Annotated in this window: 12 protein-coding genes and 1 pseudogene; 3 read left to right on the top strand and 10 right to left on the bottom strand. The window is 32.7% G+C overall.

Features of this window, described 5'->3' with window-relative positions; all coding sequences use genetic code 11:
* Nucleotides 1–210: 210 nt before the first annotated feature.
* The 3 genes from P5P90_RS05550 to truA form a co-directional block, all read right to left on the bottom strand.
* Nucleotides 211–996, bottom strand: a complete 786-nt coding sequence (locus P5P90_RS05550; protein WP_278036195.1) for an ABC transporter ATP-binding protein — start codon at nt 994–996, stop codon at nt 211–213.
* Between the two features lie 6 nt (nt 997–1,002).
* Nucleotides 1,003–2,757, bottom strand: coding sequence for an ABC transporter ATP-binding protein (locus P5P90_RS05545; protein WP_278036194.1), 1,755 nt, complete (start codon nt 2,755–2,757; stop codon nt 1,003–1,005).
* Between the two features lie 90 nt (nt 2,758–2,847).
* Nucleotides 2,848–3,588 (bottom strand): tRNA pseudouridine(38-40) synthase TruA, encoded by a 741-nt coding sequence (gene truA / locus P5P90_RS05540; RefSeq protein ID WP_278036193.1) that lies wholly within the window; start codon nt 3,586–3,588, stop codon nt 2,848–2,850.
* A 120-nt stretch (nt 3,589–3,708) separates the two neighbouring features.
* Between truA and P5P90_RS05535 the strand changes: the two genes are divergently transcribed.
* Nucleotides 3,709–4,206 carry a metallophosphoesterase family protein gene (locus tag P5P90_RS05535; protein ID WP_278036192.1) on the top strand — a complete coding sequence of 166 codons (498 nt, stop codon included), beginning with the start codon at nt 3,709–3,711 and terminating at the stop codon, nt 4,204–4,206.
* Here P5P90_RS05535 and P5P90_RS05530 read toward each other — a convergent pair whose 3' ends face one another.
* From P5P90_RS05530 to P5P90_RS05520, 4 genes are all read right to left on the bottom strand, one after another.
* Nucleotides 4,207–5,775: a tetratricopeptide repeat-containing sensor histidine kinase gene (locus tag P5P90_RS05530; RefSeq protein ID WP_278036191.1), complete on the bottom strand. Its 1,569-nt coding sequence runs from the start codon at nt 5,773–5,775 to the stop codon at nt 4,207–4,209.
* A 153-nt stretch (nt 5,776–5,928) separates the two neighbouring features.
* A complete protein-coding gene (locus P5P90_RS14130; RefSeq protein WP_340696444.1) occupies nt 5,929–6,081 on the bottom strand; it encodes a response regulator transcription factor in 153 nt (50 codons plus the stop codon).
* A 68-nt stretch (nt 6,082–6,149) separates the two neighbouring features.
* Nucleotides 6,150–6,590 (bottom strand): response regulator, encoded by a 441-nt coding sequence (locus P5P90_RS05525; RefSeq protein ID WP_340696443.1) that lies wholly within the window; start codon nt 6,588–6,590, stop codon nt 6,150–6,152.
* Nucleotides 6,591–6,687: 97 nt separating this feature from the next.
* Nucleotides 6,688–7,101, bottom strand: coding sequence for a DUF4293 domain-containing protein (locus P5P90_RS05520; RefSeq protein ID WP_278036190.1), 414 nt, complete (start codon nt 7,099–7,101; stop codon nt 6,688–6,690).
* A gap of 184 nt (nt 7,102–7,285) precedes the next feature.
* Here P5P90_RS05520 and rho point away from each other — a divergent pair, with 184 nt between their 5' ends.
* Together rho and P5P90_RS05510 are read left to right on the top strand one after the other, a co-directional pair.
* Entirely contained in the window at nt 7,286–9,100 is a 1,815-nt protein-coding gene (gene rho / locus P5P90_RS05515; RefSeq protein ID WP_278036189.1) for a transcription termination factor Rho, read from the top strand.
* A 181-nt stretch (nt 9,101–9,281) separates the two neighbouring features.
* Nucleotides 9,282–10,223 (top strand): annotated as a pseudogene (locus P5P90_RS05510) (IS256 family transposase, variant Zn-binding type); the annotation flags it as partial.
* Between the two features lie 279 nt (nt 10,224–10,502).
* Here the strand turns inward: P5P90_RS05510 and P5P90_RS05505 are convergent.
* The 3 genes from P5P90_RS05505 to P5P90_RS05495 all read right to left on the bottom strand — a co-directional run bounded on the left by P5P90_RS05505 (nt 10,503) and on the right by P5P90_RS05495 (nt 15,179).
* Nucleotides 10,503–11,717, bottom strand: a complete 1,215-nt coding sequence (locus P5P90_RS05505) for an RsmB/NOP family class I SAM-dependent RNA methyltransferase (RefSeq protein WP_278036187.1) — start codon at nt 11,715–11,717, stop codon at nt 10,503–10,505.
* A 191-nt stretch (nt 11,718–11,908) separates the two neighbouring features.
* Nucleotides 11,909–12,796: a dienelactone hydrolase family protein gene (locus P5P90_RS05500; protein WP_278036186.1), complete on the bottom strand. Its 888-nt coding sequence runs from the start codon at nt 12,794–12,796 to the stop codon at nt 11,909–11,911.
* A 115-nt stretch (nt 12,797–12,911) separates the two neighbouring features.
* Entirely contained in the window at nt 12,912–15,179 is a 2,268-nt protein-coding gene (locus P5P90_RS05495) for a TonB-dependent siderophore receptor (RefSeq protein WP_278036185.1), read from the bottom strand.
* Between the last annotated feature and the right edge of the window lie 19 nt (nt 15,180–15,198).

Raw genomic sequence — 15,198 nt, 5'->3', positions numbered from 1 at the left:
TGTATTGTCTGAACTACAGGCAAAAACAAAGAAAAGAGCTCCTAAGATAATCATTTTTTTGGGCAGAGTAAACAATTTTTCCATGATTAAAAGTTTTAAATTATTTAATGATGTAGATAAGTTTAGCTTTGGAGCGGTAAAAAAAGAGTATTAAAAGTACGATTTATTTTTTGTAAATCGTTGAAAAACAGTATTTTTTAATTTTTTGTTTTAGGAAAATATAAAGCGCCCTTTTTCCGCATCAAATAAAATATGTTCATCTTTGAAAAGCGTAGCAAAAACACCTTTAGAGATTAAATTACAAGGTTGATCCTGAACGATGGTTTCGGGAGTCATAATGATCATTTCGTCACTCAATTGAATAGCCAAATCAATATCGTGAGTAGAAAAAAGAATGCACTTTTGGGTTTCATTGCTAAGTTTTTTTAGCAGTTTGAACAGCGCTACCTTATGGAGTAAATCCAAATGGGTTGTTGGTTCGTCAAGGATAATTAGTGGCGTATCCTGAGCCAATGCTCTCGCTACCAAAACCTTTTGCAATTGACCATCGCTAATTTCAAAATGTCTTTTAGTTGCTAAGTGTTCAATTTGCGTAAGCGTTAATGCGTCATTTACTTTTTTTATGTCTTCCTCTGATAAAGTCCCAATCCAGTTTGTATAGGGTTGTCTACCCAGTGCTACCAGCTCGAATACGCTAAGATTGCTGGGCGGTAATTTTTCGGTTAAAACCACACTTAGATTTTGGGCTAAAGTCAAAGCATTCATATGATGGATGTCTTTTCCGTTTAATGAGACAGTTCCAGAAATTGGTTTTTGAATAGCTGTTAATGTTCGTAATAAAGTTGATTTTCCAATCCCATTTGCACCAATTAAAGACACGAGTTTCCCTTTTTCTAAAGTTAAGTTTATATCAGCAGCGATAAGGTTTGTCCCTTTTTTATGGGTATAACCTATGCTAATTTGCTTTGCTTGTAATAAGGGATTAGAATTACTCATTTTGAATTATTCGGCTAATGAAAATTGAGAGTCGTAAAGGTTTTTATAATAACCAGATTCTTTATTAATTAGTTCTTGATGTGTTCCTTCTTCAACAATTAAACCTTTGTCCATTACTACAATTTTATCGGCATTTACAATAGTAGCCAGTCTATGCGCAATAACAATAGAAGTTCTTCCTTTGGTAATGGTTTCGGTAGCGCGTTGAATTAATTCTTCTGAGTAAGTATCAATCGAAGAAGTCGCTTCGTCCAAAATTAAGATGCTTGGATTGCTTACGTAGGCTCTCAAAAACGCGATCAATTGGCGTTGACCAGAAGAAAGCATCACACCGCGTTCTTTTACATCAAAATCATAATTGTCAGGTAAGCTCATAATAAAATCATGAACGCCTATTTCTTTTGCGGCAGCATAAACATCTTCTCTACTAATGTCGGGATTGTTTAATGTGATATTGTTGTAAATGGTATCGGCAAAAAGAAATACATCTTGCAGTACAATAGCAATTTGTTTTCTGAGTGAACTCAACGTATAATCTTCGATGTTGACATTATCAATACAAATGGTACCACTTTTTATTTCGTAAAAACGATTCAATAAATTGATAATGGTCGATTTTCCGGCACCGGTAGACCCTACAATGGCAATTGTTTCGCCCGAATTGACTTTTAAATCTATGCCTTTAATGACTTCTTCGTTGTCAATATAACTAAAGCGAACATCTTTGAAAGTAATATTTCCATCAAATACAGGTGCTTCAATTGTTCCATTATCCTGAATTTGGTCCTGGGTATCGATGATTTCAAAAACACGATTTGCCGATATCATTCCGAGTTGCATCTCATTGAATTTATCTGCAATTTGGCGTAAAGGATTGAAAAGTAAACTGATAAACATAGTGTATGAAAACAAATCCCCAAAGGTGGTAAAATGATCGCCATTTATGATTTTGATACCACCATACAAAACCACACATCCTAAGGTTAACGACGAAATAATATCGGCAATAGGGAAGAAGATGGAGTTGTAAAGAATGGTTTTAATCCAAGCGTTTTGATGCTTTTCGTTGATAATTTTAAATTTTTCCGATTCAATTTCTTCTCGATTAAATAATTGAACGATTTTCATTCCTGTAACACGTTCTTGTACGAAGGTATTCATATTGGCAATTTGTGCGCGTACTTCCTCAAAAGCAACTTGCATTTTGCGTTGGAAAATACGGGTAACATATACAAGAATAGGCATAGCAACAATAACAATCCAAGTGAGTTTCCAGTTCATGTAGAACATAAAAATAAGTACAACTACCATTTTCATTAGGTCACTTATAATCATGAATAAACCTTGACTGAAAATTCGAGCAATTGATTCGATGTCTGATACCGAACGGGTTACCAATTGTCCCACTGGAACCAAGTCAAAATATTTCATTCTAAAACTCAGGATGTGTTTGAACAATTTGACACGAATATCTTTTACAATGTCTTGTCCTAACCAGTTAGCCCAATACACAAAATAAAATTGAGAGAAAACCTCCAATAGCAATACAATTCCCATCAATGTGATGTAAAGTAAAAGTCCAGAAGCATCTTCTTTTTGGATATAACTATCCACTGTTTGCTTTAATAAATAAGGTCTTAAAGCGGAAAAAAGAGATAACGAAATGGCAAATACCACCACGCCATTAAAACGCCATTGATAAGGTTTTGTATAGTGTAATATTCTTTTGAATAATCGTGTATCGAATGCTTTTGCTTTCATTTTTTTATTTTAGTGCTTAGTCCATCGTTTTTAGTTCATAGTCCTTGTTTTCTATTTTGCTAATGAAAGCTAAGGACTATGAACTAAGAACTAATCCTCTATGTAAGGATATACTATTTTTGTTAAATACAATCCGTGTGCAGGGACCGAAAATCCTGCTTTTTCTCTGTTTTTACTTTCAATAATACGAATAAAATCGGCTATATTAATTTTGTGTAAACCTATATTTACGAGAGTGCCTACGATGGCACGAACCATGTTTCTTAAAAATCGATTGGCCGAAATGGTGAAAATTAATTTGTTGTCCTCTTTTTTCCAATAGGCTTCATAAATACTGCAATCAAATGTGTTTACATCGGTATTTACTTTGGAAAAACATTGAAAATCGGTATAATTCAAAAGGAGTTGTGCTGCTTCGTTCATCAAATCTATATCGAGAGATTGATTGACATACCAACTTTGTTCATGTAAAAAAGCATCTTTAAAAAGATGGATGTGATATTCATAAGTTCTTTTAGTTGCATCAAAACGGCAGTGTGCTCCTTCATTTACCTGGAAAATAGTATATATTACAATGTCTTTAGGAAGATAAGAATTGAGTTTGTGAATTAATTTTGGGATGTCAAAAACGGTCTCAAAATCAAAATGGGCATACATTTCTCGAGCATGAACACCCGTGTCCGTTCGTCCGGCTCCCATCAAACTTATATCCGAATGCAATAATACAGATAACGCTTTGTTCAAGGTTTCTTGAACTGATGCGGCATTTGGCTGTATTTGCCAGCCATGATAAAGACTTCCTTTGTAGGCTAATTTTATAAAATATCTCAAGTTTTTTATCTCAAAGTTTCAGAATTTCAAAGGTACAAAGTTTTTATGTTGTAAAAAGCTTAAAAGTTTTATACTGTCCTGTATCTTTGTTTTTTTTCGGGACCTTTTATTTATTTTTTAATGAAAAAAATTCTTTTACTTTCGGATACTCACAGCCATATAGATGATGCAATTTTAAAATATGTAGCACAAGCAGATGAAGTTTGGCATGCAGGCGATATAGGTGATTTGAATGTTACAGATACTCTTAAAAAACTCAAACCACTGCGAGCTGTTTATGGAAACATTGATAATGCTCAGGCACGATTAGAATTTCCATTACATAATCGTTTTATGTGCGAAGGGGTTTCTGTTTGGATAACCCATATTGGTGGTTATCCAGGTAAATATAATCCCGCCATAAAAATGGAAATTGCCAGTAATCCTCCACAATTGTTTATATGCGGGCATTCGCATATTTTAAAAGTAATGTTTGATAAAAAACACAATTTATTGCACATGAATCCCGGTGCCTGTGGTAAAAGTGGTTTTCATCAAGTTCGAACTATGTTGCGATTTACTATTGATACTGATAAAATCAAGGATTTAGAAATTGTTGAACTAGGCAAAAGAGTTTGATTACAAATTATATTCGATAGGAACTATAATTTTTATGGTAGTTTCCTTAGTCGGTTCAGAAATGATTCTAAATTTTCCTCCCATTGTATTGATTCTTGCTCTAATTTGATTTAATCCAAAGCCTTCGATGGTTCTGAAATTTTTGATTTCAAATCCAATTCCGTTGTCTTTTACTAAAATATGCAGATTTGAATCGATTTCTTTTAGATCAATTTTGGCTCGTGATGCTTGGCTATGTTTAATGATGTTGTTTATTAATTCACTAACAATGAAATACATTTTCATTTCAAATTCATCATTATATCGTGTTTCGTCAGGAATATTATTGCTGAAATTAAATTGTAAAGAAGAGTTTGAGTTGGTTTCGCACAAATCATTCAACGCATGAAATAGACCAAAACGCGCTAAGAGAGATGGTAAAAGTTGGTGAGATAAATCACGAATTTTATAATGCGTTTGAATTAGTATTGATTTTGTTTTAGTTATCTCTTCACTATTAGTGTTGTTTTTTGTTGAAAAGATCTTAAGATGTAAGGAAGCAGAAGAGAGTAATGCGCTGATGTTGTCATGTAGGAAAGAAGCAATTTTTTTTCTTTCCATTTCTTGTCCGTTTATAGTGGCAGTAATAATGTTTTCTTGAATTTTATTTTCTATATCTCGAATTTTATTTTTTTGTTTGAGTTGAACGTTTTGAAAATACAAATAAGAAAGAATAATTATGGTAAGTAAAATGGATATAATTACGATACTTATGATTTTGTTTTTGGATTGTTTTTCTATTAGGAGTTCGTGATTGGTTTTGTATTCGATTTTAATGTTGTCAATTTCTCTTTTGTACTCGTCAATTTCTAAATTAACACCTATAATATTCAATTTTTTTAATCGCTCTTCGTTTTTAAGTTGAGTTGTGATGCTATTATAGGTATCTAAATTTTCATAGGCTTGTTTGAATTTTTTTGTTTTAAGTAAAAAAGTAGCATATTCTTGATGCGCATAAGATAGATCTGATTTGTCTTTGTCTTTTAGGCCAAGTTCAATTGCTTTTTTAAAATAGGATTCAGCAGCTTCGATATTGTTAAGATGTGATTGATACATACCATTAAGCATGTTGATTATAACTAGTGTCGATGAATCACTATCTTTTTTATGGTGTTTATTGATATAATTTAAATAGGGTTGTCCAAGCTCGAATTTGCGTATGTCAAAATAAGCCCAAGTGATGTTGAATTTAGTTAGGAAAATTTCCGAGGAATCACCAAGTCTAGTGCTGTATAGTAATGATTTTTTGTAGTAATAGATTCCTTTACCAAATTCTTTCTTGTCAAAACAATGAATGTTTCCTAAGTTGTTATAAAGCCAGCTCTTAAGTTCTGAGTTGTTGGTTTTATTGGCAAAAATTAGTGATTTTCTGTAATAAAATAATGCTTTTTCATATTCACCTAATTGGTCAAAATTGGCTGCAATAGTGTTATAATTCAGAGCAATTAGATTATTATCTTTTTTTGCGATTGCATCACTCAGTATTTTACGACTTAACAATAATGATTCTTCATATTTTTCATTCCTCATTAAGTCGGTTGCTTTTTTTATTAAGTTCTTAATGTCATTTTTAGCTTCTATTTCTGTATTTGAATACAGTAAATTAGTACTGCAGCAAATGAGTACTAATAGAAAGCTATAAAAACATTTTTTAAACGTCATAAACGATAAGGAGGCTAGAAGTTAAGGTTTGATTAGGTTGTTTTTCAGCGCAAATTTGACCAAACTAATTGTGTTTTTAGCGTTAAGTTTTTTGAGTATGTTTTTACGATGTGTTTCAACTGTATTGGAGCTAATAAAAAGTTTTTCTGAAATTTCTTTTCCACTATATTCCAATGCAATTAACGTTATGATTTCTATTTCACGTCCCGTTAATTGGTATTCTGGGCTTATTGTTGTTGAATTTAATTTTGGGTTTTTTTGGTTGCCGAATTGAATATGATTTCACGAACTTGATTAGAGAAGTATTCTTCACCAGTATTGACAACTTGTATGGCTTCAACAATATTTTCACCAGCGCATTGTTTTGTCAAATAACCGCTAGCTCCTAATTTCATGACTTCTTGGATTATTTTGACGTCCTCATAGGAAGAAAGAACAATTACTTTGCAAGGATAGCCTTTTTTAGAAAATTCTTTGAGTACTTCAATACCATCTTTTTCAGGCATATTAATGTCTAATACTAATATATCAGTAGCGTTATTGGTTACCTCTTCATAAAGGGTAGTGCCTTTCAATGAAAAACCAACAACATTGAAATTAGGAGTCGAATTCAATAAAGTTCGCATACCATCAATTAGTACTTTGTGGTCGTCGGCAAGATGAATTCGTATTGTTTTTTTCATAATAAGTTTCTTATAGTCAAATGTAAAAAAAATAAAACAAAAAAACCCGAATATAAATTCGGGTTTCCTTCGCACTAATAAATTAAAATTTATAGGTTTACCTCAATCGATCCACAGATTTTACAAGATCTTCATCCTTTTTGATTGCTTTATTAGCTAAAACTAATGCAACAATTGCAAAAATAGGTAGAAACATCCCAATACCTTTCTCAGAAACTTTTGGCGTTTCTCCAGATAAATTTAGTGAATGATATAAAAACAATCCTAATAAAATCAAATTTAATATCATATTCAATCTGCCAAGAACAAATTGATTCTGTCTTTTTTTATAGGATAAAATGCTTAATAGTGACAAAGTGGTACTTAACCCAAACAAAATTGTGTAAAGAGTATTATTTCTTGCAAAGAAATCGATATTGTTTTCTAAAGTCCATAATGGAAAAACAATACTAAGTACTCCTGTGATAACAAAAGCTAAAAGTAAATATACGGTTTGGATTCTCTGTAACATAGTATCAATATTGCTCTACAAAAATATATTTTCTTTTTTTAAAATACTATTGTATGCTAAATTTTTATTCGTATTATTGCAATACAATACCGTAAGCACTTCATACTGCGGTCAATTCAAAGAAAAAAATACACCTATTAATTTTTCAAGGTTCCCCATTTTAAATTAAATTCATAAAACATTCATGTTTGATATTTCGGCATTAAAAGAAATGAAGCTTTCTGAGCTTCAACAAATAGCTAAAGCTGCTAAAACAATAAAATACAACGGTGTTAAAAAAGAAGCCTTAATTACAAGTATTTTGGATTTTCAAAAATCGTTAGAAGCTACTACTGTTGCTGATGAAAAACCAATAGCTGCTGAAACAGAAGATAAGCCTAAACGTACTCGTATTGCTCCTGTAAAAAAACAAACAGTTGCTAAAGATAAGACCTTAGCTGCTGTAGCGCCAGAAGCAGCGGCAGTGGAAATAAATGAGGGAAAAATTGATTTTCCTTCAGAAACAACCGAAAACGAAATTGTACAAGAACCAAAAGCAGAAGAAAAAAATAATGGAGGTGAAAGTACTGGCAAAACCAAGGTTGTAAAGTTTAATAAAGCCAACTATGAAAAGAAAATTGCTTTAAAAAAGAATAAAGAACACAAAGAAGTTTCAACCGAAACGCCTGTTGCTGCAGAATCAACTTCAACAGATGATGCTGTTCAGGTAGTTACAAATGCAGAGGTTTCTGCTCCAACACCACAAAAGAAAATTAATCCTAACCAGAATAAACAGAATCAGAATTCTAACCAAAACCCAAATCAAAACCAGAATTCTAATCCAAATCAAAATCAGAATTTTAAAAATAAAAAGAACAATAATTTTAGAGACGCCGACTTTGAATTTGATGGAATCATTGAAAGTGAAGGTGTACTGGAAATGATGCCTGACGGTTACGGATTTTTACGTTCTTCCGATTATAATTATTTAGCTTCTCCCGATGATATTTATTTGTCTACTTCACAAATTAGATTATTTGGATTAAAAACAGGTGACACCGTAAAAGGAGTGGTAAGACCTCCAAAAGAAGGTGAGAAGTTTTTCCCGTTAGTTCGTGTATTAAAAATCAACGGACATGATCCACAAGTGGTTAGAGACAGAATTTCATTCGAGCATTTAACTCCAATTTTCCCTTCTGAAAAATTCAAATTAGCCGAAAGACAAAGTACCATTTCAACCCGTATTATTGATTTGTTTTCTCCAATAGGGAAAGGACAACGTGGTATGATTGTGGCGCAACCTAAAACTGGTAAAACCATGTTGTTGAAAGAGATAGCAAATGCTATTGCGGCTAATCATCCTGAAGTATATCTAATTGTTTTATTGATTGACGAGCGTCCTGAGGAGGTTACAGATATGCAACGTTCGGTACGTGGAGAAGTAATTGCTTCCACTTTTGACAGAGAACCACAAGAACACGTAAAAATTGCGAATATTGTACTTGAAAAATCTAAACGATTGGTAGAATGTGGTCATGATGTAGTAATCTTATTGGACTCGATTACGCGTTTAGCAAGAGCTTATAATACAGTACAGCCAGCTTCTGGTAAAGTATTAAGTGGTGGGGTAGATGCTAATGCATTGCAAAAACCAAAACGTTTCTTTGGAGCGGCTCGTAATGTTGAAAAAGGAGGTTCGTTAAGTATTATTGCTACTGCGTTGACAGAAACAGGTTCGAAAATGGATGAGGTTATTTTCGAAGAGTTCAAAGGAACTGGTAATATGGAATTGCAATTGGATAGAAAAATTGCTAATAAACGTATTTTTCCAGCTATCGATTTGACTTCATCAAGTACTCGTAGAGATGATTTATTATTGGATAAAGATACACTACAAAGAATGTGGATTATGAGAAAATACCTTTCTGATATGAATCCAGTTGAAGCAATGGAATTTATCAATGATAGATTCAAGAAAACAAGAAACAACGAGGAGTTTTTAATTTCTATGAACGACTAATTTTTAGAATTCAGATTTTAGAATTTAGATTTCGGAATTTTAATAAGGTTTAATAGTCAAAAATGGTTGGTAAAAACGCTGCAAAGCATTGTGAAATATGATGTTTCCGAAAGTTTATTGAAATTCGTTTCAATAAACTTTTTTTATTTATGAATAACTCAAAAAAAAGCGCTGTCCCACATGTAAAAGTCTTCAAACTATTAAATGGGGAAAAAGAGAAAATAAACAACGATTTAAGTGCAAAGATTGCGGACAATTATTTACATCAAATAATAAATCAGTTTCGGATTCTAATAAAGAAATTTGGTTTAGAAACTGGGTAATAGGGAAAGATACATTTGATAAAATATCGGTCGAATCAGGGTATAGCAAAAGTACATTACAACGTTATTTTTCTAAAATGCTATCCAAAGCTCCAATTTTAGAATTTAGTTCAACAGATGAAATTTACCTGGTAATTGATGGAACTTATTTTCCTAACGATATTTGTCTGGTGGTTTATAGAAACTTTCATTTAAAGTCGACACAGCTTTATAGAATGACTAATGGAGAGCATTTTGAAGAAATAGCAGAAGACTTGCAAAATTTATTAAGTCTAGGAATCAAAATAAAAAGCATTACATCTGATGGAGATAAATCATCTATAAAGGCCATTAAAAAAGTTTGTCCAAGAGTACCTTTTCAACGATGTTTAGTCCATATTTCAAGAATGTGTAGAATATGGCTTACACAGAACCCTAAACATAAATCAGGTTTTGAACTCAAACAAATAGCAATAAAAATCCATCATATTGATTCTGAATACAAACGACAATTATGGCTAATAGAACTCATTCAATGGGAAGAACGATATAGAGATTTTATTAACCAAAAATCATATAATATTGAAACAGGAAGATATTGGTATACTCATAAAATGGTTAGAAGATCATTTAATGTAATCAAAAAAGCTATACCTAATATGTTCCTGTACTTGAAGGATGATAAAATACCCAACTCAACAAACTCTCTAGAATCCTTTTTTGGACACTTAAAAGGCAACTTGAATATCCATAGAGGATTAAGTTTAGCCAATAGGAAGAACTTCTTGAAATGGTATTTATATTATAAAAACCAAATCTGAAATAGGTTTTTCTAAGCCATATCAGATTGCCGATAATTAAACAAAAAAAGGATAGCTAAAAACTATCCTTTTAATTATCGTATAATCATCAAATTTATTGCTGGTTGGTTGCTCCTCAGCAGAGCCAACTTCCTCTTCAATTTGACAGCCTAATTTAACTAATCCAAAATGAAAAATCACCAACCATTTTTGACCACATTACCTAAAATAAAGATAAAAAAAGGGATTTTCAAACTGAAAATCCCTTTTTTATTGCCTTCTGTCTTCTGCGACTGAAAACTATATCTTTCTCTCCAACAAAGCCATATAGAATCCATCAAAACCAGATTCCGAAGTTAATATTTTGTGATCTTTGATAAAAGTAAATTGTTTTCCAATATCCGTTTTTAAGAAACGTTCTACTTGTTCTTGATTTTCTGATGGAAGTACTGAACAGGTAGCGTAAACTAATTTTCCTCCTGGTTTTACAATTTTAGAATAGTTTTCCAAAACTTCTGCCTGAACTTTACGGATGTTGTCAATAAACTCAGGTTGCAATTTCCATTTGGCATCTGGATTTCTTTTCAAAACACCTAAACCACTACAAGGAGCATCAATCAATACACGGTCTGCTTTTTCGTGTAATTTTTTAATTACTTTGGTGGTATCAATGATTCGGTACTCAACATTGAAAACGCCGTTTCTTTTAGCTCTTAGTTTTAATTGTTTTAATTTACTTTCATATAAATCCATTGCAATCAATTGGCCTTTATTTTCCATTAATGAAGCAATGTGCAAGGTTTTTCCACCAGCACCAGCACAAGTATCAACAACGCGCATTCCAGGTTTTACATCTAGGAAAGGAGCAACTAATTGTGAACTGGCATCCTGAACTTCAAACAAACCTTCTTTGAAAGCATCTGTTAAAAAAACATTCGCACGTTCTTTTAAGACCAAAGCATCTGCTTGTTCTTCCAGATATTCGGTTTCAATGTCTAAGTCCATTAGAATGGCTCTTAGTTTTTCTTTAGTAGTTTTTAGAGTATTGGTTCTAAGAATTACTTTGGCGGGTTGATTTTGAGCTGCAATTTCTTTTGCCCACACTTTTTCGCCTAATTCTTTCACTCCTATCTCATCCATCCAGTCTGGAATAGATTCTTTGAAAACTCGGTTTCTTGATAATTCGTCAAAACGGCCTTTAATTTTTCTTTCAGGTGTGCCTTCTAGTTGACGCCAATCAGGAATTGGGTAACCTCTTAAAACAGCCCAAACAGCAAACATTCTCCAAAGATTGTCTCTGTCAAATGGTTCTTTAACTTCGGCAATCTCGGCATATAGTCTTTTCCAACGAACTATTTCGTAGATGGTTTCTGCGACAAATTTTCTATCGGAACTTCCCCAACGTTTGTCTTTTTTTAGTGCTCTTGCTACTACTTTATCGGCATATTCTCCTTCGTTAAATATCGCATTTAGAGAATCAATGGTAGTATATACTAAGTTTCTGTGTAATCTCATTTTAATAATTTGAGCTGCAAAGGTACTACTAAATGATTTGAAAGTAAATTTATTTTTTAAATCTGCGAAAATGATTTATTTTACGAGAAAAATTGAGTTTCCTATTGGATTGAATTTTTAAAAAAATACCGCAAATTTGAATTACTTATTTTCAAATTTGCGGTAAAAAAAATAAAATTTGCCTATTCTTTTTATTTTAATTTCTCTATAAAAAAATCAATAGTTCTAGTCCAGGCTAATGTGGCTGCTTTTTCATCATAACGAGGAGTGGTGTTATTGTGAAAACCATGATTTACATTTGGATAAATGTGAGCGGTGTTTGGAACATTGTTTTTCTTTAAAACAGCTTCAAATGCTGGCCATCCTTCATTTACTCGAGTATCTAATCCTGCATATTGTAATAATAAAGGCGTTTTGATTTGTTCGGCTTCTTCGGCGGTAGGTTGTCCGCCATAAAAAGGGACAGCAGCTCCTAAAGTTGGTATTTTTACAGCCATTAGATTAGCTATCCATCCTCCAAAACAAAATCCAACAACACCTATATGTCCATTACAATCTGGATTATTTTTTAAGGAATAGTAGGCAGCAATAAAATCTTCTAGCATTTCATAACGGTCTCTTTTTTTCTGAAGTTCTCGTCCTGCATCGTCGTTGCCTGGGTAACCTCCAAGTGGAGTTAAAGCGTCTGGAGCTAAACTGATAAATCCATCCACAGCTAATCGACGACCTACATCCTCAATATACGGATTTAGACCACGGTTTTCATGCACTACAATAACAGCTGGGATTTTTTTACGGATTTTGCTCGGTTTGGAAAGTAAACCTTTGATTTTTCCACCTCCTTTGGGAGAATCATAAGTCAAATATTCCGAAATAATTCTTGGATCATCTTTTTTAATGGTGATTGAATTTACATAATCGGGAGTAATAAAACTTAATAGCGAAGGTAGCGTAAGTGTGCCAACTGCAAAAACAGAAAGTTTTTCGATAAATTGTCGACGTTCAATTTTATTATGGGCGTAGTCGTCGTATAAGTCAAATATTTCCTGACTGATATCTTCCTTTGCGATTTTTTTCATGATAAAAAGGATTGGTTTTCAATGGTTTTTAAAGATAATTAATTTTGTTCAAATGATTTAAAATAAAAAAAGCTCCTTAGAGGAGCTTTTGAAAAAAATATATCAAATATTGTTTTTAGAATTTGTACTTAAGGCTTGTCATAATTTGACGAGGAGCAATTGGATTTGTACTATAGTTTTCGTGTACAGTGTAATTCAATTCGTTTGTAATGTTTGATAGTTTACATAAGATAGAGAATTTTTTCCACTCATAACCTACAGAAGCATCAACTGTAGCATAACCTTCTATTGGAAAATCACGATTTCTTATTGTTACTTTATAGTCATTTGGTTCCGGTGTATCTGTATTAAGAGCCCATTGGTAGTCATTGTTCCAACCTCCTGTGCGATCCCCCATATAGTTTGCAATAGCTCCAAAACTTAATCCTTTTAATTTACCACTAGGTAATTTATAAAAGAAACTCAAGTTTGCCGTATGTCTTGGAGTTCTGGTAAGAATATCACCTACAATAAGACTTCCATGTGTTCCTGAAGATTTAGAGATTTTTGTCTCATTAAAACTATAACCAGCCATGATGTTTAAACCCTCAGCAGGTTTAGCTGTAATATCAATTTCTATACCTTTTCCTTTAGTAGCACCTACTAATTCTTTTAAATTAGCATTAACGTTTTGTGTCACTCCATCAGCTAGGAATTGTGCTGTTTGAGCTAAATTGTTATTGTTTATTTGGTATAAAGTAACATTCGTACTTAAAATCCCTCTCCAGAAATCTTTTTTGATACCTACTTCATATTGATCAATGATTGAAGGTGCTAATGTTTTTAAATCAACTGTAGTTCCAGTATTTGGAGTAAATGAATTTGAATAACTCGCAAAAATAGACATGTCTCTGTTTGGTTGGATTACGATACCTCCTTTTGGAGAATAGGCTCTGTTTAATGTTTTAGCCGAAGTGGTTGTAATTCCTGTAGATAACACTTTTGTATCAACTTCTGCTTCTTGCCATGACCAACGGATTCCTCCTAATACTTTAATGTATTCATTAATAGAAATTAAATCTTGAGCATAAGCTCCAAAACGTTGCGTATTTGTAGTTCCTAATTGAGTTGCTTTCGAAAATGGTGCTACGGTACTTTGAGTACCGTAATCGTAGTTAAATAGATTAATTGCTGTACTTTCAGTAGTAATAACCGTTGAAGAAGTTGGACTTGCATAGAAAGCAAAAGTATAACTTGGTGCTAATGAATATTCGTAATCTACACCTGTAAAAATTTGATGTTTAATTTTTCCGGTGTTAAAAGTTCCTTGTAAACTCAATTGGTCACCAAAGATGTTTTCAGCAGCATCTGCCTGAGTTAAACCACGTTTCCAGTCACCATTAGTGGCAACAGTGTTTAATTGAGCAGTAGATTTTTGAGTTCTTCTGTACGATTGGTATGAAGAATTAAATGCTAATTTCCAATTTTTATTAAAATCATGATTGAATAAAATAGAAGCACTAGACGATTTTGTGTTACCTGTTGACCAAAGTGCACCAAAGTAAATATTTCTAGGCATATCTAAGATAGTTTCTCCAATAATTCCTGTTCCAAAATCTGGTGTCCAATCAGCATTTAAGTAATCTCCCTGAACCGTAATATTTGTTTTTTCACTAATATTAAATAAAAACGAAGGGTTAAAGTATATACGCTCGTTTTTTACATAATCTCTAAAGCTTTTTGCATTTTCATACGAACCATTAAAACGATAGGCAATATATTTATTTAGAGGGCCGTAAAAATCTACTGAAGGTTTGTAGTAATCATAACTTCCTATTTGCATATTGATTTCTCCACCTCTAGTAAATTTCGGAGTTTTAGTAACTAAATTCATTATTCCTCCGGGGGCAACATTTCCGAATAATAAGGCAGAACCTCCTTTTAAGAATTCTACTCTTTCTAAACCAGAAACCTCAGGGATGGAACCGGCATTATATCTGAATCCGTTTTTAAACATATTGTTGGCAGACATATCATAACCTCTGGACCAGAATGATTCCTGAGCACCACCACGAGCAGAACCTACATAAACACCGTTTGCATTTTTGATTACTTCACTTAAACGAATAGCTTGTTGTTGCGTGATAATTTCATTATCGATAACCTGAACACTTTGTGGTAAATCCATTGGTTTTATTCCTGCTCTAGAAACAGAAACCGGTTTTTGAGGTTTGTTTCCGGTTACGGTAACTTCTCTAAGGATTTGTCCTTTTTTGTTCTTGATGGTGTCAAGAGGATCTGCAGTAACTTCAGATGTATTATAATTTAAAGCGGAAGCAATCTCTTGAGCTTGATTAGATATTGAAAATAATAATGCTATTGTAGGCAGTAAAATTCTTTTCATTTTGTTCTTTATTTGGATT

Source organism: Flavobacterium nitratireducens (assembly GCF_029625335.1).
In the GTDB taxonomy this organism is placed as follows: domain Bacteria; phylum Bacteroidota; class Bacteroidia; order Flavobacteriales; family Flavobacteriaceae; genus Flavobacterium; species Flavobacterium nitratireducens.
Note: the sequence above shows the minus strand (reverse complement) of the source record. Positions and strands in the feature narration are given on the sequence as shown.